The 26,760-nt window shown below is 52.6% G+C and carries 20 protein-coding genes; 9 read left to right on the top strand and 11 right to left on the bottom strand.

Going from position 1 to position 26,760, the window contains the following annotated elements; all coding sequences use genetic code 11:
- Window positions 1-31: 31 nt before the first annotated feature.
- Window positions 32-1,345: a hemolysin family protein gene (locus H8K47_RS15045; RefSeq protein WP_186882240.1), complete on the bottom strand. Its 1,314-nt coding sequence runs from the start codon at window positions 1,343-1,345 to the stop codon at window positions 32-34.
- A gap of 338 nt (window positions 1,346-1,683) precedes the next feature.
- On the opposite strand from H8K47_RS15045, the gene H8K47_RS15040 reads away from it, so the two are divergent.
- The 3 genes from H8K47_RS15040 to H8K47_RS15030 all read left to right on the top strand — a co-directional run bounded on the left by H8K47_RS15040 (window position 1,684) and on the right by H8K47_RS15030 (window position 6,065).
- Window positions 1,684-3,885, top strand: a complete 2,202-nt coding sequence (locus tag H8K47_RS15040) for a site-specific recombinase (RefSeq protein WP_186882220.1) — start codon at window positions 1,684-1,686, stop codon at window positions 3,883-3,885.
- A 155-nt stretch (window positions 3,886-4,040) separates the two neighbouring features.
- Window positions 4,041-4,670 carry a YitT family protein gene (locus H8K47_RS15035; RefSeq protein WP_186882219.1) on the top strand — a complete coding sequence of 210 codons (630 nt, stop codon included), beginning with the start codon at window positions 4,041-4,043 and terminating at the stop codon, window positions 4,668-4,670.
- A 273-nt stretch (window positions 4,671-4,943) separates the two neighbouring features.
- On the top strand, window positions 4,944-6,065 hold the full coding sequence (locus tag H8K47_RS15030; protein WP_186882239.1) for a beta-ketoacyl-ACP synthase III: 1,122 nt from the start codon (window positions 4,944-4,946) through the stop codon (window positions 6,063-6,065).
- 82 nt (window positions 6,066-6,147) lie between these two features.
- On the opposite strand, the gene H8K47_RS15025 is transcribed toward H8K47_RS15030, so the two are convergent.
- The 3 genes from H8K47_RS15025 to H8K47_RS15015 all read right to left on the bottom strand — a co-directional run bounded on the left by H8K47_RS15025 (window position 6,148) and on the right by H8K47_RS15015 (window position 7,996).
- The gene (locus tag H8K47_RS15025) at window positions 6,148-6,669 is read right to left on the bottom strand and encodes a peroxiredoxin family protein (RefSeq protein WP_186882218.1); all 522 of its coding nucleotides are present in this window, start codon (window positions 6,667-6,669) and stop codon (window positions 6,148-6,150) included.
- 73 nt (window positions 6,670-6,742) lie between these two features.
- Complete coding sequence (locus H8K47_RS15020; protein ID WP_230410222.1) at window positions 6,743-7,468, bottom strand: transporter family protein; 726 nt, start codon at window positions 7,466-7,468, stop codon at window positions 6,743-6,745.
- Window positions 7,469-7,540: 72 nt separating this feature from the next.
- Window positions 7,541-7,996 carry an Lrp/AsnC family transcriptional regulator gene (locus H8K47_RS15015; protein ID WP_186882217.1) on the bottom strand — a complete coding sequence of 152 codons (456 nt, stop codon included), beginning with the start codon at window positions 7,994-7,996 and terminating at the stop codon, window positions 7,541-7,543.
- 127 nt (window positions 7,997-8,123) lie between these two features.
- Here H8K47_RS15015 and lysA point away from each other — a divergent pair, with 127 nt between their 5' ends.
- Window positions 8,124-9,371: a diaminopimelate decarboxylase gene (gene lysA / locus H8K47_RS15010; protein WP_186882216.1), complete on the top strand. Its 1,248-nt coding sequence runs from the start codon at window positions 8,124-8,126 to the stop codon at window positions 9,369-9,371.
- A 23-nt stretch (window positions 9,372-9,394) separates the two neighbouring features.
- On the opposite strand, the gene H8K47_RS15005 is transcribed toward lysA, so the two are convergent.
- The 3 genes from H8K47_RS15005 to H8K47_RS14995 all read right to left on the bottom strand — a co-directional run bounded on the left by H8K47_RS15005 (window position 9,395) and on the right by H8K47_RS14995 (window position 12,122).
- The gene (locus H8K47_RS15005; RefSeq protein ID WP_186882215.1) at window positions 9,395-10,141 is read right to left on the bottom strand and encodes a substrate-binding periplasmic protein; all 747 of its coding nucleotides are present in this window, start codon (window positions 10,139-10,141) and stop codon (window positions 9,395-9,397) included.
- A gap of 257 nt (window positions 10,142-10,398) precedes the next feature.
- On the bottom strand, window positions 10,399-11,328 hold the full coding sequence (locus H8K47_RS15000; protein WP_186882214.1) for an alpha/beta hydrolase family protein: 930 nt from the start codon (window positions 11,326-11,328) through the stop codon (window positions 10,399-10,401).
- Between the two features lie 38 nt (window positions 11,329-11,366).
- Window positions 11,367-12,122 carry a phytanoyl-CoA dioxygenase family protein gene (locus tag H8K47_RS14995; RefSeq protein WP_186882213.1) on the bottom strand — a complete coding sequence of 252 codons (756 nt, stop codon included), beginning with the start codon at window positions 12,120-12,122 and terminating at the stop codon, window positions 11,367-11,369.
- 411 nt (window positions 12,123-12,533) lie between these two features.
- Here H8K47_RS14995 and H8K47_RS14990 point away from each other — a divergent pair, with 411 nt between their 5' ends.
- The gene (locus H8K47_RS14990) at window positions 12,534-13,598 is read left to right on the top strand and encodes a 3-deoxy-7-phosphoheptulonate synthase (protein WP_186882212.1); all 1,065 of its coding nucleotides are present in this window, start codon (window positions 12,534-12,536) and stop codon (window positions 13,596-13,598) included.
- 80 nt (window positions 13,599-13,678) lie between these two features.
- Here H8K47_RS14990 and H8K47_RS14985 read toward each other — a convergent pair whose 3' ends face one another.
- From H8K47_RS14985 to H8K47_RS14970, 4 genes are all read right to left on the bottom strand, one after another.
- The gene (locus tag H8K47_RS14985) at window positions 13,679-16,441 is read right to left on the bottom strand and encodes a M16 family metallopeptidase (RefSeq protein ID WP_186882211.1); all 2,763 of its coding nucleotides are present in this window, start codon (window positions 16,439-16,441) and stop codon (window positions 13,679-13,681) included.
- 396 nt (window positions 16,442-16,837) lie between these two features.
- Window positions 16,838-18,208: a formimidoylglutamate deiminase gene (locus tag H8K47_RS14980; RefSeq protein ID WP_329604178.1), complete on the bottom strand. Its 1,371-nt coding sequence runs from the start codon at window positions 18,206-18,208 to the stop codon at window positions 16,838-16,840.
- Window positions 18,205-19,014, bottom strand: a complete 810-nt coding sequence (gene hutG / locus H8K47_RS14975; protein ID WP_186882210.1) for an N-formylglutamate deformylase — start codon at window positions 19,012-19,014, stop codon at window positions 18,205-18,207. Before hutG ends, H8K47_RS14980 begins: the two co-directional genes overlap by 4 nt.
- 40 nt (window positions 19,015-19,054) lie before the next feature.
- Window positions 19,055-19,840 carry an IclR family transcriptional regulator gene (locus tag H8K47_RS14970; RefSeq protein ID WP_230410221.1) on the bottom strand — a complete coding sequence of 262 codons (786 nt, stop codon included), beginning with the start codon at window positions 19,838-19,840 and terminating at the stop codon, window positions 19,055-19,057.
- Window positions 19,841-20,119: 279 nt separating this feature from the next.
- On the opposite strand from H8K47_RS14970, the gene H8K47_RS14965 reads away from it, so the two are divergent.
- The 4 genes from H8K47_RS14965 to H8K47_RS14950 all read left to right on the top strand — a co-directional run bounded on the left by H8K47_RS14965 (window position 20,120) and on the right by H8K47_RS14950 (window position 26,692).
- Window positions 20,120-20,548 carry a GNAT family N-acetyltransferase gene (locus H8K47_RS14965; protein WP_186882209.1) on the top strand — a complete coding sequence of 143 codons (429 nt, stop codon included), beginning with the start codon at window positions 20,120-20,122 and terminating at the stop codon, window positions 20,546-20,548.
- Window positions 20,549-20,744: 196 nt separating this feature from the next.
- Window positions 20,745-23,234, top strand: a complete 2,490-nt coding sequence (locus tag H8K47_RS14960; protein ID WP_186882208.1) for a zinc-dependent metalloprotease — start codon at window positions 20,745-20,747, stop codon at window positions 23,232-23,234.
- 237 nt (window positions 23,235-23,471) lie between these two features.
- Window positions 23,472-24,443: a hypothetical protein gene (locus H8K47_RS14955; protein ID WP_186882207.1), complete on the top strand. Its 972-nt coding sequence runs from the start codon at window positions 23,472-23,474 to the stop codon at window positions 24,441-24,443.
- 83 nt (window positions 24,444-24,526) lie between these two features.
- Complete coding sequence (locus tag H8K47_RS14950; RefSeq protein ID WP_186882206.1) at window positions 24,527-26,692, top strand: S9 family peptidase; 2,166 nt, start codon at window positions 24,527-24,529, stop codon at window positions 26,690-26,692.
- The last annotated feature ends 68 nt before the right edge of the window (window positions 26,693-26,760 follow it).

Raw genomic sequence — 26,760 nt, 5'->3', positions numbered from 1 at the left:
TGCTTTATTCATCCAGCCTGTAGACAGCGATTTAGCCCTCGTTATCCGGTTCCAGTTTGGGGTGGATGCGAACCAGCACAATTCGTGGACCATTCATTTTTTTGACGACGGCATCAAAACGCTCAAAGGTGATTTTTTGTCCTTCAGTTGGTAAATCACCTAATTGTTGCATGATCAGGCCGCCGATAGACTCTACCTCATCGTTATCGAGATCAAATCCCAGTGCCATACCCAGCGTGTATAAAGGCAGGCTGCCTTTACCGATCAGGGTACCGTCGTCCAGTAAAGTCCAGTCATTTTCATTTTGACGGAATTCGTCACGGATTTGCCCGACCAGCGCACCCAGCAGGTTATCCAGCGTCAAAAACCCAACCGGCTTGCTGCCTTTGTGACCGACAATCGCGAAATGCGGCGCGCCTTTACGAAAACGACGGAATAATTCCAGCGCGGGCATAGTTGGCGGCACATATTCAACCTGACGCAGGTGTTTGCTCAGATCATCCAAAGGTTTGCCCGCCTGCTGTGCCAAAAACAGATCTTTCATGTGCAACATGCCCAGCACGGTTTTTTCATCCTCATCAAAATACGGATAACGGCTAAAGCGATTGCGCATGGCAGTCGCCATGTTTTCTTCCAGCGTGGCAGATTTATACATAGCAGCCACTTCATTAATCGGACGCATCAGGTCAGAAATTTCCAATCCGCCAAAATCCAATACCTGCGCCATGATGCTCCATTCATCACGGGTTTCTTTATCACCGTCATGCCCGCCGCGTAGGATCAGTTTCAGTTCTTCCGGGGAATAATGCGCATCGCCACCATGCGCAGCATCCAGCCCCAGCCAGCTTAAAACTTTATTTGCGCTTTTATTCAACGTCCAGATGGCCGGAAACATGATCCAGTAAAACGCGTACAAAGCAGGCGCAGTCCATAACGAGACTTTTTCCGGCATACGGATCGCCATTGATTTTGGTGCGAGCTCGCCAACCACGATATGCAGAAAGGAAATGACAAAGAAGGCGAAGAAAAACGAGACGCCGTGTATCAGTTCCTGAGAAGTGACACCGGCCAGTGCAAAGAGTGGTTCAAGCAGGCGTGCAAATGCCGGTTCACCAATCCATCCCAAGCCCAATGAGGCCAGCGTGATCCCTAGTTGGCAAGCGGACAGGTAGGTATCCAGATGTTGGTGGACGGTTGCCAATAAGCGGCCGCGAAATCCCGCGCTTCTCGCAATACTGCGCACCCTTGTTTGCCGCAGCTTGACCAGCCCAAATTCTGCGGCAACAAAAAAACCATTTAACAGAACCAGAAAAAACGCAGCAATGACCAGCAATAAATTATTCAACGCCATACTCTCAGAATGAACACCACGCTACTGTAGACTAAATTGACAGAATTTGCATACGCATAAGCCGGTTTTCTGTGTAAATAGGAACTTTTCTTACAAGATGCCGGTCTGAACTCCAGAGAGTTACTGCATTTCGATACGGCCCTGCCCGCCGCCGGACACTCAAATCCGGCAAACCTGCATGACAAAGCCTGCAAAATACGTTACAACCTTGCTTACTCAACAGACAATTCTTTGCTGCAACGTATTCTGCACGGATGAATACGACAGGTGAGGCGAATGCTGCCGCACCGAGTGCATCAGAAACACCCTCTACCATCTGAGAAGGAGTCGCTATGTCTTTTGACATCATACTGACAGAGATAGAACAGGCACTGCAACAGGATGCGCAGTGCAAAGAATTAGGCCATGCGCGTGCGCTGATCTCCGTGCTGCGCCCGGAGCGCATTACTGATGTACAGCGGGCCACCGATAATGTGCGCGCACTTTGCTTCGTGCTGCGCCAGCACAGGACCTGGCGCCTTGCTTTACGTCAGTATCTGATCAATCTGATCGGTCAACGCAAGCTGGTACATTTACTGACCGATACGGGTATCACGCTCAACAATGGCTTCTGGGGTGCTGCAGCGACGCGCATCGTAAACCGCATGTTACCGCCATTAATCAATGATGATTACGTGAAAGACATCTTCGGTCAGATATTCTGCCATCCGAAAGATTATGTGTGGGTGAATGGGATAGCCGATTCGGTCTGGCATGATCTGATACTCAGTACCGGCTTACGCGCGCGCGCGCCACGTGCCACGCATACGGCACTGACCAATGAAGTCCTGAACGCGGTGCAGGTCCTGTCCTACCGTATCACGACCATCGGGCTGGAGGCCGAGCTGGTGCGCAATTATCCGGCGATAGAAAAATTTGAATCCCCTTTCCTGCGCCAGAACGATGAGATCAATGACTATGTACTGGCTTATCGCGGCTGGCTAATGAACCGCACTCAGCAACGCGATGATTGCCGTCAGATAGAAGTGCTGCTCACGCAATGCGTAGACATCGTGCTACGTATCCGTAAAACCGCTGCTGTCACCGGTGTCTCCATCAGTCTGACCAGGCTCCTGCTGCGCCTGACGCAAAGTATGGATCGTCTGCGCACCTTGCTGGCCATACTTGATAGCCAGGATACGACGCAAACCATCGACATCAGTATTCCGCTGTTTAAAGAATTAGTGTGCGCCGATAATAAGCAGCACAGTCTGCGCGAGCTCATGCAAAGCAATACTGAGCTATTGTCTCTGCAAGTCACAGAAAGGGCTGGAAAGAGCGGTGAGCATTATGTGACCAATACCCGTGCCGAATGGCTGGGCATGCTGCATTCAGCACTGGGGGCGGGCTTTATCGTCGGCTTCATGGCACTGATCAAAATACTGTTCGGCGCGTTGAGTATGGCGCCATTTGGCTATGCCTTGCTGTACAGCCTGAACTACTCGTCCGGCTTTATGCTGGTGCATGTGCTGCACTATACGATTGCAACCAAACAGCCTGCCATGACGGCGGCGCTGATCGCGCGTGCCATCGACGAGGGCAAACAAAAACTGGATGAACTGGTTGAACTGATCGTCAAAGTATTCCGCTCCCAGTTGATCGCGATCGTTGGCAATATAGGACTGGCAATGCCAACCGCATATATCATTGCCTGGCTCTGGTATGGAATCAGCGGCAACCATCTGGTCAGCCCGGAAAAGGCACAGCACTTACTACACGATCTGGACCCGCTGCATAGTCTGGCATTACCGCATGCAGCAATAGCCGGGGTATGCCTATTTTTATCCGGACTGATTTCCGGCTACTACGACAACAAGGCCAGTTATGCACACATCCCGGCCCGCCTGCGCCAGCTAAGCTGGCTACGCGCCGTGTTAGGCGAAGCCAGATTGCAGCGCGTCACCGAATACATAGGTAATAATCTGGGCGCACTGGCCGGGAATTTTTTCTTCGGCATTATGCTGGGTTCGATCGGCCAGTTCGGTCAGTTCTTTGGTCTGCCGGTTGATATACGCCATATCACTTTTTCCAGCGCCAACTTCGCGTTTGCACTGGTCGGGCTGGAACATCAGATGGACTGGCACCTGGTGCTGTACACCTTGACAGGCATATTGCTGATTGGCCTGGTGAATCTGGGTGTGAGCTTCAGTCTGGCCCTGCTGGTAGCCTTGCGCTCGCGCCGTGTCAGCTTTGGTAAAGGCAGTCATTTACTGGGCTTACTGTGGCGTCGTTTCCGGACTGGTGCGCGCGACTTCTTTCTGCCAGAAAAAGCGTCACAAGCAGCAGAAACCGTACAGCCTGCAGCAGACGACTGCGATGCGTTGGCATCTCCCCCTGTTACCGGAACGACGGATCGCGCCGAACCAAGTTTCAACCTTCTACCTGAAGCTGGCAACCAAGCCACTGGCTTGTTCGTGACCGGTGAAGACGAGCCAGCCAACAAGGGAACCACAACCGCATCCTCCTCAGCAACACGGCAACAATCACTACTGTAAAAACAGGCGTCTGACCACCTGCCTGATGGTCAGACGCCTGTTTTACGACAACGCACTTGATGCAGCGCAATCCTGCGTCCTCTGAACAAGCTGGCAACTGCTGCGCCACCTACAATAGCGGCTCCCTAGCGCCCATTCGCTTTGCCCGCCTTCTTATGTCGACACCCCCTTTATCCCGCCGTTTCGTACCGCACACCGTGTTCGAAGACATACTGGCCATACTGACTGGCACCCTGTTTGTTTCACTCGGCGTGGCACTCTTCAATCAGGCTGGTCTGCTGACTGGCGGTACAGCAGGGTTGGCGTTTCTGGTGCATTACCGCACCGGGCTCAGTTTTGGTACGGTATTTTTTGTCATTAACCTGCCTTTCTACTATCTGGCCTGGAAACGCATGGGCTGGAAATTCACCTTAAAAACCTTTTGCTCGGTCGCGCTGGTGTCTCTGTTGTCTGGACTGCATCCGCGCTTATTGCATCTGCTCGACAGCCATCTGCTCACGCCATTTTACGTGGCACTGATGGGTGGATTGCTGATGGGGGTAGGGTTTATCGTGCTGTTTCGCCATCAGGCCAGCCTGGGCGGCATCAACATCCTGGCGTTGTATCTGCAACAAAGCCGCGGCATACGGGCGGGGAAATTACAGATGGGCGTAGATATTTGCATCGTACTCGCCTCGCTGAGCGTAGTGACGCCAATCGCCTTGCTGGCATCGGTGCTGGGTGCTTTTGCCTTGAATCTCGCGATCAGTCTGAATCACAGGCCGGGCCGCTATATGGCGATGTAAATTCGCAATGTAAATTTGTACTGCGAATCAGCATCTGTATCATGCATTGCAACAAAAATCAGATTCAGGATTTTCTGGAACAAGCACTCTATTTCTGGAAAATGACAGTAAAACACTAAGGGTTTCTGTGTAGAATTGAGCGACAACGTCGCGCATTTTATGCGACCTCCGTACAACTCAAGGGCACATCAGCCAGTCAGTCTGCGCCTGCCACAACGGCCAACAGCGACGACTCAGGTGTCCGGACACAGAAAGAACACGATGAATCCAGCGATGCACCCAGTCGTCATCAGCGGCACCGGCCTGTACACCCCTTCCGAATCCATCTCCAATGAAGAACTGATCGCCTGCTTCAATGCCTATGTCAATCAATTCAATACCGATAACGCAGAAGCGATCGCAGCTGGTGACGTGACAGCGCTGGAAGAATCCAGCGTTGCCTTTATCGAAAAGGCGTCCGGCATTAAATCCCGTTATGTGATGAATAAATCCGGTGTACTGGACGTCAGGCGCATGGTACCTGTTATTCCTGAGCGCAGTGATGAAGAGCCGTCCATCATGTGCGAGATGGCCGTCGCCGCCGCTATCCAGGCTTTGCAACGTGCGGGCCGCACTGCGGCTGATGTTGATGCAGTGATTTGTGCGGCATCGAATATGCAGCGCGCCTATCCAGCTATGGCAGTCGAAATCCAGAGTGCACTTGGAATTGATGGTTACGGCTATGACGTGAATGTGGCCTGTTCTTCAGCGACCTTTGGTATCCAGGCGGCGGTTACTGCGATTCAGTCCGGTCAGGCGCGCGCCGTGCTGGTCGTGAATCCGGAAATCACCAGTGGTCATCTGAACTGGCGTGATCGCGACAGCCACTTTATTTTCGGCGATGCCTGCACCGCAATCCTGCTCGAACGCGCTGATCTGGCCAGCTCGGACAATCAATTTGAAATCGTTGGTCTGAAGCTCAAGACTTCGTTCTCCAATAACATACGAAATAACTTCGGCTTCTTAAACCGTGCCGATGAATCCGGCATAGGCAAGACAGATAAACTGTTCCGCCAGCAAGGCCGTAAAGTATTCAAAGATGTTTGTCCTATGGCCGCAGAAATGATTACCAGCACCGTGCAGCAATCCGGCCTGGCGATCACGGATGTGAAACGCTTCTGGCTACATCAGGCGAATCTGAACATGAACCTGCTGATCGCACGTCTGATCCTGGGCCGCGACGCGACTGCTGAAGAATCGCCGACCATCCTCGATACCTATGCCAACACTTCGTCGGCTGGCTCTATCATCGCTTTCCACAAACACCAGGAAAATCTGGAGCCTGGTCAGCTTGGTGTGATCTGCTCTTTCGGCGCTGGCTATTCCATAGGCTGCGTCGTCGTCAAAAAACGCTGATCGCCATACCGATAGCAAAAAAAATGCCGCGAACAACATCGCGGCATTTTTTTCGAGCGCTCAGCGGCGTTGGCAATATGACTCAGACCTTTAACGCCTGCTCCAGCAACTGATGCAACTCCTCGAAAGAAGGCTGTCCCACATAACGCTTGAGGATCACGCCATCCTTGCCGATCACATAGGTGGTTGGCGTCAGTTTCACATCATTGAAAGCGCGCGCAATACCACCATTGGTATCGAGCGCGATATGAAACGGCAACTGACGCGTTTCCGCATAATTGATCACATAATTCGGCGGGTCATAGCTCATCGCCACGCCTATATACTCCAGACCCTGCGTATGAAAACGCTGATAAGTCTTCACCATCTCCGGCATTTCAGCAATACAGGTAGTACAGGAAGTCGCCCAGAAATTCACCATCACCACTTTGCCACGCAAGCTTTGTGTGCTGATTTTTTCACCTTTGAGATTGGTGAAGCTCAGCTCGGGCATCACCGCCTTGGCGGAACCCGATTTCACCAGCACTATCCCCAGCACAGCCAGCGCAATTACTGCAATCACAATGAAAATTTTCAATTTGCGCGGAGAAGAAGGTTCCAACATAGGGCATCCGGAGTATGAATAAAACGGTTACAAGGCAGACTATTATACGAGTTGCGCAGATCGTCAGCTTGACTCAGAACAGTTTACCCAAGGGCATAACCACACCGGCGAACCAGGTCCAGTTATTCGCATTCTGGCTCATCCCCTTAGTCACACCGATATCGAAACACAGGCGTGGCGTCGGACTATAGGTGAAGGCTAGCAGGATTTGTGACTGGGGCTTAGTGCCGCGCCGCTGCGTACCTGACCACTCGCCGATGATTTCAGCCTTGTCACTGAGATTATAAGTCCAGGCGCTGGATAAGCCACTCTGCCAGCAGGAGCTTCCTTCTTCGCAGGTGCCGAGTTGGGTGAGGTTCAGATTATGATCGACATGCCACTCGCCGATATCTTTGCTGTAAATACTATTGAGGCCGATATCACGCTTGCCTGAACCCAGCACAGAACCGGCAGTCGGTAATTTTACGCTGAGCTCCAGGCCGTAAGCGGTCTCCTGATCCAGGATGAAGGCGCGCTTAAGCACCAGGCTGGTATCACCTACCCCCTGCTCGACTACCCCGGCTTGTGTATTGCGTACCCTGGCTTCCCCGCCGAGCAATACGCCCCATTGTTCCGACCAGGCCAGCTTCATCAGATATGGCAAACTTTGGCGTCTGCTGTCACTGCTGGCAGTCAGCATGCCCAGCTCCAGCTCCAGCTGTCCCACTGCAGGCAACTGGGCAGAATTCGAGACGGAAGGCCGATACGGTGAAATCGGTTCGCCCTCGGCAGCGCTGGCGGTATGCATCGCTGTCAACATCAGAACCGTGCTCAAACTAAGCTTCAGGGCGTGGACTGATATGTGAAAATTTCTGATACGCATAGTTGGCTTTCAATGACTGCTGATGTGAGGTGGCGTGATGGTTTTTCCTGCAACATGGGTGGTCAATACGATCGCCGTTGAGGTGGAACCAAACGCGTTTAATTCATTGATAATACGTTGCAAATGCTCGACATCGCTGGCCAGCACACGCATCACACAACCATCTTCGCCAGTCACGGTATAGCAATCGATGATTTCCGGACAGTCTGCTACATATTGCGCATATGGTCGTCCCTGCTGCGTGGAGACTCGTATCATCGCGGTGATCTGGTAGCCCAGTGCCCGCGGGTTGATATCCGCCTTATAGCCACGTATCACACCAGACGCCTCCAGCCGCTTGATGCGCTCAGAGACCGCTGGCTGACTTAAATGCACCTGCCGACCAATTTCTGCATGGGAAATACGTGCATCTTGTTGCAATAAAAGTAAAATTTTATGATCAAACTGATCGATCTTGGAATTCATAAGCATTTTCGTGAAATTTCCATTGATTGCGCTGGGAATCAGTCATTTTACGGATGGATTCCTCTTCAGAGTCGCAGGTGCACTTGTTAAAGTAGAGCTTACACTAAGTTCAGCCCAGGAAGCAGCTATGCGCCACCACATCACACCAAGTCAGATTGCAGAAATCGCCCACACCTACCAGACGCCATGCTGGGCCTACGATGCCAGCGTCATCCGTTCACAGATCGCACGCCTGAAACAGTTTGACGTAATCCGTTTTGCCCAGAAAGCCTCCAGCAATATCCATCTGTTACGCCTGATGCGCGAAGAAGGTGTGCTGGTCGACTCTGTGTCGCTGGGTGAAGTGGAACGTGCGCTGGCAGCTGGTTATGCACCGCTGGCTGCTGATGGTACCGGACACGCACCTATCGTCTTTACCGCCGATCTGCTGGATCGTCAGGCCCTGGGTCGTGTAGTGGAATTGAATATCCCGGTCAACTGTGGCTCGCCTCAGATGCTGGAGCAACTGGGACAAGCCCATCCGGGACATCCGGTCTGGTTAAGAATTAACCCCGGCTTTGGTCATGGTCACAGCCGCAAAACCAATACCGGTGGTGAGCAAAGTAAGCATGGCATCTGGTTTGAAGAATTACCGGCTGCGCTGAGCCTGATCAGGCAATATGGTTTGCAACTGGTCGGCTTGCACATGCATATCGGTTCCGGTGTGGATTACAGCCACTTGCAAAGCGTATGTGATGCAATGATTGCACAAGTCAAATTACTCGATTGCGATATCCAGGCGATCTCGGTAGGTGGAGGATTGTCGATCCCGTATCGCGCCGGGGAAGCCATCGTCGACACCGATCACTATTTCCAGCTTTGGAATCAGGCCAGATTACAGATAGAGGCCCATCTGGGTCATCGCATCAGCATGGAAATTGAACCTGGCCGCTTCCTGGTCGCGCAATCTGGCTTACTGATCGCGGAATTACGCGCACAAAAACAGGTAGGCAATAATTTCTTTGCACTGGTGGATGCCGGTTTCAACGATTTGGCGCGTCCGGCCATGTATGGCAGCTATCATCAGATCAGCGTGCTGACAGCAGAAGGCGAAGCACGTACGGGTGAACTGCGTCCTACCGTTGTTGCCGGACCTTTATGCGAGTCAGGTGACGTATTTACGCAGGAAGATGGCGGTGTCGTGACCAGCCAGAATTTACCAGCCAGCGAGATTGGCGACTTATTCGTGTTTCATGACACCGGTGCGTATGGCGCCTCTATGTCATCGAACTATAATTCGCGGCCACTGATCCCGGAAGTATTAGTTGATGGGACGCAGATACGCCAGATCCGCCGGCGCCAGACGGTTCAGGAACTGATCGCGCTGGAACTTTAATAGCGATCTCAACAGGTGCCAGCTTAGCGGATATCTTCCAGGATACCCGCTTTGCGGGCTCGTAATATCGCGTTGTTCAATTGCTCGATCACGCCATCATCCTTGTCCGAACGGATCGCAAAATGCAGATTTACCGTCATTATAGGGTTGGGTAGCACGGCGAGCTCCACATCATCAATTTGTGGCAACCCGGCTTTATTCTCTTCGCGTAAGATCTGCAAGCGGTTTTCCAGCATTTTGGGATTCTTTACCGGACTGGCAAATACGGCCGCATCCATGCGCTTAAACAGTAGTTTGTAAATCCGCGACAAAGGTTCAGGGCTGTCCTGCTCCAGACGAAACAACTTGTCCTGATGCGCTTCAAAAGCCTCGTTAAATTGAGCGCCACGTGGAACACCGATGCTCTTTCCCTTCAGGTCATTCCAGTCATGAAACGGGAATTGCATGTCAGCGCGGGTCACGAGGAATATGTAGCGGCTATGTACCGGTAAAGAAAAATGGAAATTTTTTTCGTTCTGCTTATTGCGCGCTATCCCAAAAATCAGCCCCTCGCCATTTTCTGCTTTATTGATCGCACGGCGCCATGGATAAAATACGGGCTGCAATTGTAAATTTTCACTGATTGCCACAAAATCCAGAAAATTTTCTATGCGCGTCATTTTCGCAATCTGCCCTTTTGCATGCATCATTTCCTGCATAAAAACAGGAATGGGCGGACGAGTCGCCGCTTGCGCTGCAACGTCACGATGCCAGGCTGATAAAATCAGCATCGCACTGCATGGCAATACCACTTGATTCAACAAACGAAAAAAAGAAGCGGGGTGCATTCTGGATCACAAGCTGGGTTAGTCGGATGCAGACGTACCAGCTGCTCGCCTGCGACATTAGGCTTTAGCGACAAGAAAAGGCTGCTTATGCCATTTACATGTCAATAAGTACTAATATATTTGCCCGATTCTGACACAGAAACATTTTTAAACGATAATTTTTTTTCAGAAACAAAAAAAGGAAATGTCGCTTTTTTTTCCTATTTTTTCAGACATTTCTGATAAAAATGACTAATGCGAGTGGCCACCTGACGCTCAACGCTGCCGAAACCGACATGACCGGCGTCTGGTAAACGCATCAAATCGGCGTCAACACCGGCTGCCCGTAGCGCTTCGGCAAATTGTTGTGCCTGCTGCACTGGCACGGTCACATCCTGTTCGCCATGTAATAACAGCCAGCGTGTCCCAGCAGCATGTGAGCTGAGCTTATTGATGTGATAAAGCGGACTGGCAACACGGTAAGCTGCTTCGGCCTGATCGGCCCCTTGCCCAAACAACTGCATCAACATCCGGCGCTGAGACATGGGCCCGCTCAGATCGTCGGGTGAACTGCGCCACCAGGCGATCAAGTCAGTAGGTGCCCCATGTAAAACCACGCAGCGTAAGGCGGCTTGCTTTACCGGCAGGCGCTGTGCTGCCGGAGCCGCAAGCGCAGTCAGCGCCAGCAAATGCGCTCCAGCGGAAATGCCAAATCCAGCCAGGCGTTCAGGCTGTATTCCCAAGGCTTGCGCTTGCTGCTGCACCCACTGCAGAGCACAACGCGTATCCTCTGCCTGTGCAGGAAACTTTGCGGCTGGCGCCAGCCGGTAATCAATACTCAGTGAGGCCAGTCCCTGCTGTCTCAGCCACATCTGCAAGCCGTGATAATCAGACCGCGAGCCACTACTCCAGCCCCCACCATGCACCACCAACACCAGTGGCGCAGGGGACGGCCCCGCCTCTGCTTGCGCGCCGTTGGCCGCGGCTGGCAAAAAATCAAACTGCAAACCACCGCAAGCAGTGAAGGTCTGCCAAGGCTGCGTTTGTGCAGAAACCTGACTGCTCGCCATCATTAATGGCAAGCTGGCAAGAAGTGGGAAGATGACGGCAGTGCGTCGTCTGGCAAAGCGCCTCACACTGTATTCAGACATGCACTCCCCTGTTGAATCGCGTATGCAATTGAGCTAACTCAGACCAGAACAATCTCAGGCAGGCTGGCAGAACGGCTACCGGCTTGTGGCAAATTATCAGCCGCGCGGTAAGTGAAGACCATAGAAAACTTCGTCTGCGCGGTATGATTTTTACCTGCTGCATGGAACAAATTACTATGGAACAGCAAGACATCGCCTTGTTGCAAGGGGACGGGGATTGCCTGCGCCAGCAAGGACTGATTCTGTTCCACATCACTGCGCAGAAACTGGGCTGCATCAAGCTGCTCAGGCTGTACCTGCCAGCGGTGCGAAGCAGGTATCACCAGCAAACAGCCGTTCTGTATCGTCTCATTGCGCAAAGCCAGCCAGGCAGATACCAGTTCTGCACGTGCAAAGCCCCAATAGCGGCTGTCACGATGCCAGCCGGTTGCGGTTGAATACTGGGGCTGCTTAGTCATAATGCAGTTATGGTGAGCCTGCGACAGCAATGCGCCATCCCCTAATAACTGCAATAAGGGCTGACTCAGCACAGCACCCGTCGCCCATCCTGCCAACAAAGGATCGCGCGCATACGCCTGCAGCAAGCGACGCGAAGTCAGCCCGCCTTCTGCATCGCGTGAAGCCGGTGCACCCGGATAACGGGTATCGGCCTCATACTCAATCGGCTGGCTTTGTTGCTGTACCGCTTGCTGTGCATAAACCAATACCTGCTCACAAAAATCGGAACCCGCCAGCCCGGGCAAAATCAAATACCCCTGTTCCTGAAATGTCTGAATTTGTAAACTGCTCAACATAGTGACTATCGCTTTGAAAAATACCGGGGACAGACGCAGTACAGGGTCTGGCAAACCTGGCCGTGCTGACGATCCAAAAGAGTGCCATTGTGCCACGTACCGCAGCGGCATACCGGAACAGATCATCTTACGCAGATCAACAACAGGATAGTTAATACCACTAAAACAGTGGTTTTTGCAGCGCAACAGGATTTTGCGTCATAATAATCAGCGATTTATTCAGCTGGCACCATGCGTTGCTTTGATATCGGGCACGATATCTGATGCGAGACCGGCACTGCGTCCTATCCGGACCAACAACTGCCCAACGACATCACCCATGTCGTCCGTCCAGACATGCGTCAGTCTGTTGCGATGCCCCGCACGGCGCAATGAATAAGCCTAACACTCACCTACATTAAAGAAATAACAATGACTCAAGCCGCTTTAGAAAACATCAATGTCAGCGCATTCGACACCATGCCGACACCGGAAGAACTGCATGCCCGCCTGCCTTTGAGCGAACTGGCTGGCGATGTCGTGGAAAAAAGCCGGGAAACCCTGCGTGCTATCCTAGATCGCAAAGACCCGCGCCTGTTCGTAGTGGTCGGTCCCTGCTCTATCCATGACCCGGTGGCAGGTCTGGATTATGCACGACGCCTGAAAGCCTTACAGGAAGAACTCAGCGATGTGATGTTGCTGGTGATGCGGGTATATTTTGAAAAACCACGTACCACCACAGGCTGGAAAGGCTATATCAACGACCCTTACATGGATGATTCCTTCCGCGTCGATGAAGGCATGGAAAAAGCGCGCCGCTTTCTGCTCGATGTGTGCGAACTGGGCTTGCCGACGGCAACCGAAGCGCTCGATCCGATTTCTCCGCAATATCTGGGCGACCTGATCGCCTGGACTGCGATTGGTGCCCGCACCACGGAATCGCAAACGCATAGAGAAATGTCATCCGGCTTGTCGACACCGGTAGGCTTCAAAAATGGCACTGATGGCGACATCAGCATCGCGATCAATGCGATTCTGTCGGCCTCTCATCCGCATTCCTTCCTGGGATTGAATGGTCAGGGCCGGGTAGCGATCGTGCGTACCAGCGGCAATCCGTATGGTCACGTGGTATTGCGTGGCGGCGGCGACCGTCCTAATTACGATACGGTATCGGTCGCGATGGCGCAGCAGGCATTGGTGAAAGCCAAACTGGCACCGAATATCGTGGTCGACTGCTCGCATGCCAACAGCTATAAGAAACCGGAATTACAACCCCTGGTCATGGCTGACGTGGTGAACCAGATCGCGAATGGCAACCAATCTATTGTGGGGGTAATGATAGAGTCGAATCTGGTCGCCGGTAATCAGGCTATTCCTACCGATCTGAGCGAACTCAAGTACGGCTGTTCGGTGACAGATGGCTGCGTCGATTGGGATACCACGGTCAGCATGTTACGCGCTGCTGCCGAACGTTTGCGTCAGAAGCAGGCTGAATAAGTCGCCGCAACTAAATGGGGTCACTTCAACCCCGGTGCCTTTTTTTGCGCAGACCGCCCGCCACGGCGGTCTTGAACAATTTACTTCGCTGCTGCCGCTTTTTTTGCAGCACCGGCAAAGTCACCCGCATAGAAGTGGGCGAAGCTGTCCGGTTTCAGGTATTTGCGGATCGCTGCATTCACCTGTTCCAAAGTCACTGCGGCCAGCTTGGCATCCATCTCTGCATCAAACGCCATTGTGCGGTTCAGATACAACTGTCCACGCAGCGCGCCCGCCAATGCAGGGTCCTGAGCACGGCGCACATTGGTTTCCTGAGCGATGGATTTTTTTGCATCGGCCAGTTCCTCTGCCGTCACGCCATCCTTGATCAGCAAGGCGAGTTCTTCTTTCACGCCATTCTGCAATTTCTGCAGGTTTTGTGGCGCATAGATCGCATACAAAGCAACACTCGCATTGTTATCCAGTGCAGGCACGGTCAAGCCACTGCCAGCGCCATAGCTGATACCTTCTTTTTGACGCAGGCGGTTGAACAGTCGCGATTTGATACCGCCACCCAAAATCGAATTCGCCAGACGCAGCGCCGGATAATCAGCGGCCTGATCATTCATCTGGAATGGCAAAGCTGCGAGGTAGAAAGCATTTGCCTTGTCCGGTGTTTCCAGCAATTTAGCCTGACCTGCCGCATCCACATTCAGCTCCGGTGCGCGGGTGAACTTCGATGGGCTTTTCCAGTCACCGACTACTGTCGCCAGTTTGGCCTTAACTGCGGCAGCGTCAAAATCACCAACCAGACTGATTTCTGCTGCGCTGGCACCGTAGAAGTTTTTGTAGAAGCTGGTCACGCTATCCAGTTTGGCGGCATTGTAGGCGGCCAGTGCGTCTTCCAGATCTGCCGTATAGCGAATATCGCCTTTCTTATACGGCGCATTGCGCAAAGCATTTAACGCACGGCTGGCAACTGCCTGAGGCTCATTTTTTTGCGCTTCGATCGCGGCGGCATTTTCTTTCACCAGCAAGTCAAATTCAGATTGCGGGAAAGTTGGCGCACGTAATACATCGCGAATCAGATCCATCAGCGCAGGCAAATTGGCACGCACAGTATCGAAGCTGACGGTCAGATTTTGACCCGAGCCTTTGATATCGAGCTTGGCTTTGAGCTCACTGAGTTTGGTTTCGATCTCAGTACGGCTCAATTTACCCGCACCACGCAATAACATGTCTGCGGTCAGATCAGCGGGTACAGACTGACCAAACAGCGTGTTTTCATCGCCAAAGTGGAACACCATGCGGCCGTTGACGGTTTCGCCGCGGGTTTTCTTGGCTAACAGCGCGACTTTCGCGCCATTCACCAGCGTCAGACGCTCAGTGCGTTTGTCGATGTTAGCCGGGCTGGCGTCGAAGGTTTCACCGGCAGCGACCGTGGCACGGCCTTTATAGCCATCCACCAGTTTCGCTACATCCGGTGCGGCCGGAATTTCTGCGCGGTCTGGCTGTGCTATGGGCAGGAACTGACCAAAGCTGCGGTTGTCTGGCTTCAGGTAGTTTTGCGCTACGCGCTGTATATCGGCAATTGTGAGTGCTTCGATACGGTCGCGTTCGATAAAGAACAAACGCCAGTCACCGAGTGCGATGGATTCAGACATCGCGACACACAATTTTTGTGGGTCGTTAATGGTTTTTTCCAGCTGATTGAGCAGATTGGTTTTAGCAAATTTCAGTTCTGCTTCGGTCACGGGTTGTTTCACCACGCCTTCTACGGTCTCGATCAGTGTCTTCTTAGCCTGTTCTATATTCTGATCTTTGGACAGGCTGGCCAGGAATACCGCATACCCAGGTTCCGCCAATTGGAAAGCGATATTATCGACACCCACTGCTTGCTTGGTTTCTACCAATTGTTTATGCAGACGGCCATTTGGTGAGGAGCCGATAATTTCAGACAGCGCAGAGACGGCAGCTGCATCAACATGGCTGCCAGGTGCAGTCGGGTATAACACTGCAGCCAATTGCTGATCGCTGACACGACGTACAGTGACTTCACGTACACCATCACGTGGTGCTTCACGGGTCCAGGTATTGCTAAGTTCACGTTTTGGCTTAGCAACAGCACCGAAAGTTTTTTCTATCAGCGCCAGGGTTTTCTGCGCATCGAATTTGCCTGCTACCATCAGCACCGCATTGTCCGGCTGATAGTATTTACGATAAAAGGCTTGCAAATTATCGATCTTCACACCTTCCACGTCAGAGCGTGCGCCGATGGTGCTGTGACCGTAGTTATGCCAGTCAAAGGTAACGGCGCTGAGCTGCTTCCACAGAACGGAGAAGGGATTGTTTTCACCCATTTCCATTTCATTACGAACGACGGAGAATTCGGTATCGAGATCAACGCGTGCAATTTTGGAGTTGACCATGCGATCCGCTTCCATAGTCAGCGCCCATTGCAGATTGTCTTCGCTGGCTGGGAAGGTTTCAAAATAATTGGTACGGTCATAGAAAGTCGTACCGTTGAACTGCATACCGCGCTTACTCAATTCCTGCATGATATTGCCGCTGGTTTTCGTTCCCTTGAATACCATGTGCTCAAGCAAGTGGGCCATACCCGTTTCACCATAGCTTTCGTGGCGCGACCCCACCAGATACGTGACATTGACGGTGGTCGTTGGCTTGGACGCATCCGGCGCCAGCAAGACGCGTAAGCCATTCGCGAGCCGGTACTCCGTAATCCCTTCGACAGACGTGTAAGCAGTAGCGGCGGCGACGGTTTTCGGCGCGGCAGCCAGTGCAGGCAGCGCAGCGACACTGCTAACAGCCAGAGCAACAGCAAAACAGATAGGTTTGAGTTTCATTCTGATTCCATTTCATATAAACGGTTAAATTCACTGCAAATTTCTGATGCATTTCTGCATTTTTCGTTTTGATGAAGACTGATGCAACATCATGCCGTCCAGGCGTCGCGATGGCAGCAAACGCAGAGGCAACAACACCAACTCGCCGCCGCTATGACAATTTTTCTTCAGTCCGGTTGAAGCGCAAAACGTGGATGCAGCATAACAAAATCGACAAGAAAATGTCGGGATGATGACCAAAACCCGTATTCCTGCGACGAACCGGGTCTTTTTCTGAATGAAATTGTGGAAAGCGCGGCTAAAAGCGTGGAAGTATTGACGGCTTGCGGCTGACAGGCACTGAGCGGAACTGCGCAGTGCCTTCATTTAAGGCGGGGATTCAGAACCGGGTATCAATCAAAGTTGGCGTAATTCCTGCATACAGCGGGTATAGTCTGCGGCAATCTCATCCTGGGCAAAGTGGCGTCCGTTTTGAACCACCTGGCGTCCACCGACATACACATCACGCACCAGATTGTCATTTCCGGCAAACAGCCAGCTATTGAGCACGTGCTCGCTCTGCAAGCCAGCCAGATTCGGATGGGCGTCATCCAGCACCAGCATATCAGCGCGGTAGCCGACGCTGAACTGCCCGACCGGCCGCGCGCTGGCCTGCGCGCCGCCTTGCAAAGCCGACTGCCACAAGAAATCGCCAACCCGCTTTTGGGTCGCCGTGCTGGCGATATTGCGCCCCTGCAGCCGCAAACGCTGACCATATTCCAGCCAGCGTAATTCTTCGACCGGGCTCTGGGATACATGGCTGTCACTGCCCACGCCAAAGCGACCACCCGCAGCCAGATATCCAGGCAGATCAAAAAATCCATCGCCCAGATTACCCTCGGTGCTGGTACAAATACCCACCACGGCGCCGCTGGCGGCCACGGCACTGACTTCCTGCGGAGTCATATGCGTCGCGTGCACCAGACACCAGCGGCTGTCCAACAGTCCACTGTCGAGCAAATACTCGACCGGACGCCGCCCGGTTGCCGCCAGACTAGCCTGCACTTCCTTCATCTGTTCCGCAATATGGATATGCACAGGACGCTGAGCTGGCAAAGCGTTCACCAGTTCGCGAATTTGCGTCATGCTGGCTGCGCGCAGGGAGTGCGGCGCCACCCCGATTTCCGTCTGCGCATCACGCTCAGGTTCCAGCGCCTGCACCAGTCCGAGGATGTCGTCGACACGGGTGGCAAAACGACGCTGATCCTCACGCAAAGGCTGCTCACGGAAATCAGCATAGCTGTACAACACCGGCAGCATCGTGATCCCTATACCCGTCTGGCGTGCGGCAGCAATCAGGCGCTGCGCCATTTCCGCTGGTCGTGCATACATCTCACCCTGTGGATCACGGTGCAGGTAATGAAATTCACATACCCCGGTGTAGCCCTGGCGCAGACATTCCGCATACAACTGGGCGGCGATGGCCTGACTTTGTTCCGGACTGATATGCAGCGCATAGCGGTACATCAGGTCACGCCAGGTCCAGAAACTGTCCTGCGTATCACCAGCCATTTCGGTCATACCTGCCATCGCACGCTGAAAGGCATGCGAATGCAGATTACTCATACCCGGCAGCAGCCATGTCACCTGTTGTTCTGTCGCGGTAGCGGATACGCCGGTCTCGATCAGTGTCAGGCTACCGCTGACATCCCAGTGCAGGCGTACCTGTTGCGTCCAGCCTTGAGGTAACAGCGCCTGCCGTGCAAATACACTTTTCGTGGACATCATTGCTCTCCTTGTGCGAATGCGATGCAGCGGGACAGTAAGGCTTGCAGCACTGGCTGTACCTGCTGCGCCAGGTCAGGCCGGTACGCATAGGGAGCCGCCTCATTCATATAAACGCACTGACTCATTTCCAACTGAACTGCATGGATATCACGTTCAGGCTGACCATAATGGCGGGTGATATAGCCACCTTTAAAGCGTCCATTAAACACATGGCTGTAGGCAGCCGCAGCCGGCGTGCTGTGCAGGCAATCTGCGAGTGCCTGTTGCAGCGCCGGGTCACAGGATTGTTGATCGGCAGTACCAAAATTCAAATCCGGCAACCGCCCCTCAAAAAAGCGCGGCACGACAGATGCAATAGAATGTGCATCCCATAAGACGACGCGTCCATGCAGTGCCAGCAGGCGTTCCAGTTCACGCTGCAATTGCTGATGGTAGGGCTGCCAGTAGTGTTGAATACGGCGCTGCACTTCGGCCTGATCAGGCAGTTGGTCAGGCGCATACAATGCCTGTTTGTGGAAGGTATCGACCGGGCATAAACCGGTTGTATCTTGTCCCGGATACAGGTTGGCATTATCCGGCGCGCGGTTCAGATCGATCACATAGCGCGAATATTCCGCGACCAGTAGCGATGCGCCTAAGCCCTGCGCCATGTTGTAGAGCAGTGGCAAATGCCAGTCGGTATCTGCTTTTTCAGCAGCAACCGGCAGCATCTGTGCCGCTACTTCCGGTGCAATGCTAGTTCCGACGTGCGGCATAGAGATTAATAGAGGGACTGTCCCAGCCTGAAAATGAAAAGCAGCTGTCATGGTGTATTCCTGCCTGTATAGATAGATGAAATATGCGAGTTCAGAATTGCAAAATGCGACTGATACGGTCCGCCGCCGCGCGTGTCATGCTGATAAATTCCTGCTGTTTTAAGATACTGCGCTGTGATGGTGCCATCAGGGTCAGGGTCGCAATCAATTGCGTTTGCCCCGCAAATACGGGTGCACTCACACCCCACACGCCCTGATCGACTTCGTTTTCACTGGTGGCATAGCCCTGCCGCTGTATTGCTGCCAGCTCCAGTTCAAAGATCTCGCGCTGTTCGCCGCTCGCTGAGTGTTCGAGAGAATTTTGTTCAAGCAAACTCTGACGTAATTCTGCTGAAGAAAATGCGAGCAAGGCTTTGGCCGATGCACCACGCACCGTACCGTGGGCACGGCCTTTTGCAAATGAACAGCGTAAAGCCTGCTGACTTTCTTGCATATCCAGGCAAACTACCTGCCCATGCAGATAACATAGCAAGCCTACACTTTCACCAGAACGTTGAACCAATTGTCCAATCTCGTGGCTGGCTGCCTGCATCAGCCAGGAATGCTGATCAAAGCCGTGTGCCAGCTGTACCGCCAATGGCCCGGGCTCATACAGGCCGCTTTTGGCATGCTCCTGTACCCAGCCCCATTTTTTCAACACCTGTAAATGACGGTAAAGCGTGCTTTGTGGCAATCCAGTTAAGCTCACCAGTTCGCGTACCGGCACCGGCCGCCCTTGGCGCGCGATACAGGTCAGCACCTGTAGAACACGCTCGCTGGCAGCCATGATGACGGACTCTCTGTCAAAAGGCTGTGAATTCGATTTAGTGGAAGACATCAGACCATGCTAACACCAGATTGAGAAAATCTGAGTTCAACATTCCCACTGATTAAGAATATCAACATAAAAATACTCAGCGTCATGCGGAACAAGCTGCTATTTCTTTAAAAAAACACATAAACATTAATTTATACACAACAAAAAGCGGCGTAAGCACTTTATTTTTACATGTAAGCAAAAAAATAACATGTATTTATTGCCAAACATTGTATTTTTTACTACCCTGTTTGCAAGAAGCATTTTTGCTTTACTTGTACCCTTCTTCAGCGCCTTATCATGATCAGTCTGAGACCCGCCCGCCCCCAGGATGCACAGGCTGTTGCCGACCTGCTTGCTGAACTCGACTACCCGGGCTCGCATGCCTTTATCGAGAGCCGTATTAAGCAATTACTGTCGCATCCGGATGCGACTTTGATACTGGCTGTGGACGAGCAAACGGTATTGGGCTGCATCTCGCTGCATTTCATTCCCCAGCTAGCGCTGGCGGGAGACTTTTGCCGCATCAGTTACTTTTGTGTCGCCGACGGCGCACGCAACCGTGGCATAGGCACCTTGCTGGAGCAGCGGGCGGTGCAACTGGCCTCCGATTATGGCTGCGACCGCATCGAGGTACATTGCCATGAAAGACGCACTGAAGCCCATCGCTTCTATGCACGACAAGGCTACGCCGAATCACCGAAATACCTGAATAAAAAAATCAGCTAAGCCCGCTATCGTCGGGACGTATCCAGCCTGCTATCGCCAAATCCGCTGTTCAAATAAAAAATTAAAATACCAGAACTCTTTATTCGCCACATGGTCAGAGTTGCACGCGTCGTCAGCGCTTTCTGACGCCACCATCACATACTGAAAAGACCGATCCATGCGACTTACAAAAAAACAATGCGCACTTGGTTTAGCCATGGCTGTACACGCTCTGGCTTTTGCAGATACGCCACCGACACCGACAACCCCGGCTAAACCACCTGCGGTCAATGCGGATGCCACCGCAGCCAGCACTGCCGCCGTCAAACCCGCTGCCGAAGCCCCTTCGGATATCAAGCCTTACGACAAAGTCGTGACGGCCGATGCCAAAACCCAGGCAGGTCTGATCAAGCTGCACACCATCAAAGGCAAATTGTATTTCGAATTTCCAAAAGCACTGATCAATAAACCTTTGCTGATGGTCGCCAACGCAACCGCCGTGCCGGCCAATGTCGACCATGTCGGTAAATCGCTCAATGAAGATGTGGTGCGTTTCACCGTCAAGTCGAATCGCGTCTATCTGCAGATCGTCTCCCACTCGTATGTCAGCGCGCCGGACAGCAGCATCACACCAGCCGTGAAAGACTCTCAGCGTGATGCCATTTTGGCGGTGTTCCCGGTCGAGGCTTATGCCAAAGATGGCGCACCGGTATTTGAAGTCAGCCGCCTGTTCACCTCAGAAGTCGGTGACTTCAGTGCACGCTCTACTCTGCGCGCGGCCGCCATGGACAGCAGCCGCAGCTATATCGACCGCAGCAAAGCCTTTGCCAGCAGCGTGCGGGTAGATGCCGTGCAGACTTATGGCCTGATGCCGACGCCGGTGCCTACCATTCCTGGCCTGCCGCCTTTGCCAACCCCGCCGATACGCAGCGCAACCGTGGATGTCGCCTATAACATCGTGCAATTGCCAGAACAGCCGATGAAACCGCGCCTCGCAGATGATCGCGTTGGCTTTTTCGGCCTAAGCCAGGTCGATTTCGGCACCACTGAACATGGTGTAAAAACGGAGCGCCTGATTGCACGCTGGCGTCTGGAAAAAGCAGACCCGGATGCCGCGATATCGAAACCGGTCAAACCTGTCGTCTGGTATATCGATAAATCCACCCCAGCCTGGCTGGTTCCCTATGTCAAAAAAGGCGTGGAAGCCTGGAATGTCGCCTTTGAAGGCGCTGGTTTCAAAGACGCGATTCAGGCACGCCCTTTCCCGACCAAAGAAGAAGATCCTGAGTTCGATCCGGAAGATGTGCGCTACAGCGTGATCCGCTGGGTGCCCTCCAAGATCCCGAATGCTTACGGTCCGCATTTATCCGATCCGCGCTCAGGCGAAATTCTGAATGCGAATATCGTGATGTACCACAACATCATGCAATTGCAGCGCGACTGGTATGTGACACAGGCGGGTGCCGTTGATCCTCGCGCCCAAAAGTTGCCACTGCCGGATGATTTGATGGGCGACCTGGTGGCTTATGTGGTGACGCATGAAGTGGGTCACTCTTTGGGCTTCCCGCATAATATGAAATCCAGTTCGCTGTATCCGGCAAACAAACTGCGTGACCCGAAATGGCTGAAAGAAATGGGCCATGTTGCCACACTGATGGATTACAGCCGTATCAATTATCTGGTGCAACCGGAAGACAAGATCGACCCTCAGCTGTTAATTCCAAAAATCGGCCCTTACGATGTCTTTGCCACCCACTGGGGTTACGCACCGATTCCAAGTGCCAAAACACCAGAAGAAGAATTACCCATCCTGCGTACCTGGATACGCGAGCAGGATAGCAAACCCTGGCTGCGTTTCTCTGCAGTCAAAAAAGAGGATGACTTTGGTGAACTGACTGAAGCCGTTGGCGATGCCGATCCGGTCTATGCCACTTCACTCGGTATCAAAAATCTGCAACGCATCGTGAAACAGTTGCCTGCAATGGCGATCAAAGCAGACCGCGATGACCGCACATTGGAAGAATTATATGGTGCGACCTGGAGTCAATGGCAGCGCGAAATCGGTCACGTCGTCAGTGTAGTCGGTGGTTACGACAGTCAGAATAAGCATGGTGATCAGACCGGTGCGATTTTCTCTGCCTTACCGAAAGAGCGTCAAAAGCAAGCGGTGAAATTCCTTGGCGAACAAGTATTCCAGACACCAACCTGGTTGTTCGAACCCGCGATCACTCAGCGCCTGCGTCCTTCCGAGCCGGCAGCAAGGCTGGCAGCGGCACAGCAAGCAGTACTGAATAATCTGATCAGCCGCAGCCGCAGTAACCGTCTGATTCAGCAAGAGGCAGCAGCAGGTGATAAGGCCTACACATTGGCCGAACTATTATCTGACCTACGCGGATCAGTGTATGGCGACGCGACGACTCAGGCGCGCCGCACCCTGCAAAGGAATTACCTGAACGCGCTCACCGACAGGCTGAACGCCAGCGGCAATGACGACAGCAAAGCTTATGTACGTGCTGAAATCAAGACGCTGAAATCGGTATTTGCTGGTAAAGCTGCCGGCGCCCAAAAAGCACACTGGGACGAGTTGGCTGATCTGGCCAGCCGTGCGCTGGACCCGCATGCTGTGCAAGCACCTGCAGCGACACCGGCCTTGCTCTTGCCGCGTGCTCTTGGTACAGAAACGGAAGTGTGCTGGCCTGAGCATTGAGCTGTATTCTGCGGTGGCACCCTCGCGGGGTGCCGCCATGTAAATAGCCCTATCAAGCGTTGCATCTGCAACGCTTTTTTTAAGCGGTCACATGTCATTCAGGCCGATGTCCGGGCACGCTAATTTGTACTGCTCAGCGTGAATTGACATGAACTAAATGCTGCATTTGCATGATGCTGTGAGCTGCATGAATGACCGTCAATGCGCAATGTTTCTGATAACCTGAGGGAGAGCCCTATGTCTATCCGATTCACGAGTCCTGCTTCTATTCTGCATCTCTGCTTGAAATTTAGTCTTTGTATAGGCTTGCTTGCCTGTGTACCGGTGTTACAGGCAGCAGCGGCATCCACACCCCTCACAGCGGCGGAAAAAAGCCTGCGTCTGTTCCCTGAAACGCGAGACTGGCGTACCGTTTCTGCACAACGCACACTAAGTGGTGCCGCTTTGGCGGAGCGACAACCTGCCTTGCTCGCCGCTTACCGGCAATTAAGCACAAGCCCTAATGTGCTGGAAGGTCCTGACTGTTCCTGGTCTGAGCGCGCTTTCCAGCATGATTTACATGATGGTCATTTCTATACACTGGATATCAATCAGGATGGCCATGAAGATGTGATCTATACCGGTAACGCACTATGCGCAGAAGGCAATGCCACGCTGATCTGGTTCGGCAATGCCCAAGGCTACACAATAAAACAGGACGGCATTTTTCGCGAACAGCTACTGCGTATTTCTGCCGATGGCAGCCAGCTCAGCAGTGTGGCAGATTCCTGTTGCGGTGCGTTGGCGGAAGCATATTTCATCGGCAACAGTGACAACCTCAGACAATTCACTCGCGTTAAACTGCATACCGCCACCATCCTGCCTGAGCATACGCTGAACCAGAAAAGTACCGTGACTGCGCATCAAACCTTGATACTGCGTTCCTCACCCAGCCGGCAAGACCGTTACGACCTGGGCCTCAGCAGCATGATGCAACATGCAGTGTATGGCAATATCGTACGCCGCTATCAGCCTGGAGCGCGTTACCGCATACTGGGTGGCGAATACAGACAAGCTCAGCATTGGCTATTTATATCGGTGAACGAAGACAGCGACCGCCTGGTCACACAGGATCCTTATCAAGGTGTGCGCAGCGGCTGGATCCAGCTCACCGGCAGCCCCAGTCGCGCACCGCATCGACTGCCAACCGGTGCTGTCCCTCCCCCTTGAGGAAAGACAGTGAAATCGACAATCATGACAGGAATAACAAAGCTGCCAATACGGATGGAAACAGGCAGAAAAGGATAGATACTATGCTGTTCAAACAGATCACCACCGCCACCCTCAGTACATTACTCGCCATCATCACATTACCTGCAGCGCAGGCCGATATCGTTGATTCACCTATGCCTTGGCTCAAAAAACAAAACATCACCGCACCAGTCGCAGCCAAAATCCCCTGGAAAGAAAAACGTCATGGCGAAATCGTCACCGATGATTATCGCTGGCTGCAAAAGAAAGAGGATCCGAATGTGATCGCTTATCTGAATGCAGAAAATGCCTATACGACGGCGATGACGGCTGACATTCAGCCGCTTGCGGAAAAGCTGTTTCAGGAAACTAAAGCACGTATGAGGGAAACCGATTTATCAGTACCGGTACGTAAAGGGAAATACTATTACTACAACCGCACTGAGGCAGGTAAGCAATATCCCATCTACTGTCGTCGTCTGGCCGATGCACAGGGCAACTATGACGATAAAGCCAGCGAAGAAATCCTGCTGGACGAAAATCTGCTCGCGCAAGGACTTACCTTTTTCGACATCGGACAAAGCCTGATCAGTCCGGATGACCGCTATCTTGCTTACCTGACCGATACCACCGGATACCGTCAGTTCACGTTGCAAATCAAAGATTTGAAAACAGGAGAAATACTGAGTGACCGCGCGGAACGTGTGACCAGCCTGGCCTGGGCTGCAGATAACAAGACGCTGTTTTTTGTACAGGAAGACGCAAAAACTAAGCGTTCGAACCGGCTGTTCAGGTTGTCACTGGGTGGAAAAGCAGTCCCCGTCTATCATGAAAAAGTCGAACAATTTTCACTGCAAGTCAGTACCACCCATGATGAGCAATTCATTGAATTGAAATCCGAAGCAACAGATACGAGCGAATCCTGGTTCATCCCGGCCAGCCAGCCACAAACCAAGTTACGCAGTTTGCTAGGTCGTCAGCAAGGACACCGCTATCAACTGGAACACCGTCATGGACAGCTCTACATACTCAGCAATAAGAACGCTAAAAATTTCCGGCTACTGACAACGCCACTGGCCCGCCCTTTACAGAAAAACTGGACCGAACTGCTTGCACATGACAAGAATGTCTTATTGCAGCATATCGAAGTTTTCAGCGACTATCTGGTGCTGTCTGAATCCAGTCAGGCCCTGAACCGCATGCGGATTTATGACTTCCAGACCAAACAGTGGAAAGCCATCAGCTTCAATGATCCGGTCTATCTGGCGGTGAGCGAGGGAACACCGGAATACAAATCCAGCCAGCTGCGTATATCGTATCAATCTCCCATCACCCCGCCGATGATCATGGATGTGGATATGGCCAGTGGCGAGCGTAAGATCCTTAAACAACAGGAAATCATTGGCGGCTATGACGCCAGCCAGTACGAAACCAGCCGTCTGTGGGCCAGCGCGAAAGACGGGGTAAAAATACCTTTGTGGGTCGTATACAAAAAAGGCGTTCCGCTGGATGGCAGTGCGCCAGCCTTACTGTCCTCCTATGGCAGTTACGGTATTTCCAGCGAAGCGACGTTTTCCGCCGAGCGGCTCAGCTTGCTCGATCGCGGTGTGATCTATGCGGAAGCCCACATACGAGGCGGCAGCGACATGGGTGAGCACTGGCATGAAGATGGCATGCTGATGAAGAAGAAAAATACCTTCACTGATTTCATCGCCAGCACCGAATACCTGATACAGGAAAAATGGACCAGTCCGGAAAAACTGATTATCCAGGGCGGCAGTGCCGGTGGCCTGCTCATGGGTGCAGTCACCAATATGCGTCCAGAGCTGTTCAAAGCCGTGCACGCCGCCGTGCCGTTTGTGGATGTGATGAATACGATGATGGATGCCAGTCTGCCATTAACGACCGGCGAATATCTGGAATGGGGAAATCCGAATCAAAAGACGGCTTATGATTACATGCGCAGTTATTCACCTTACGACAATATAGAAAAGAAAGCCTACCCGTCCATCCTGGTCACCACCGGGCTCAATGACAGTCAGGTGATGTACTGGGAGCCGGCAAAATATGTGGCCAAACTGCGCGCCCATAAAACCGACCAGAATCCGCTGCTATTAAAAGTCAATATGGCAGCTGGCCACGGCGGCGCCTCAGGACGTTATGATGCCTTGAAAGAATACAGTTTCGAACTCGCCTGGATGTTGGGACAGTGGGGGATTAAAGAGTAATCAGGCGCTAGGTTCAGTAAGCCGAAAGCCCGCTTTATATCGCGGGCTTTTTTAACTCCACTACCTTG

The sequence above is a fragment of the Cognatundibacterium rugosum genome, assembly GCF_014284365.1.
Lineage (GTDB): Bacteria > Pseudomonadota > Gammaproteobacteria > Burkholderiales > Burkholderiaceae_D > Undibacterium > Undibacterium rugosum.
This window is presented reverse-complemented; position numbering and strand designations above follow the sequence as displayed.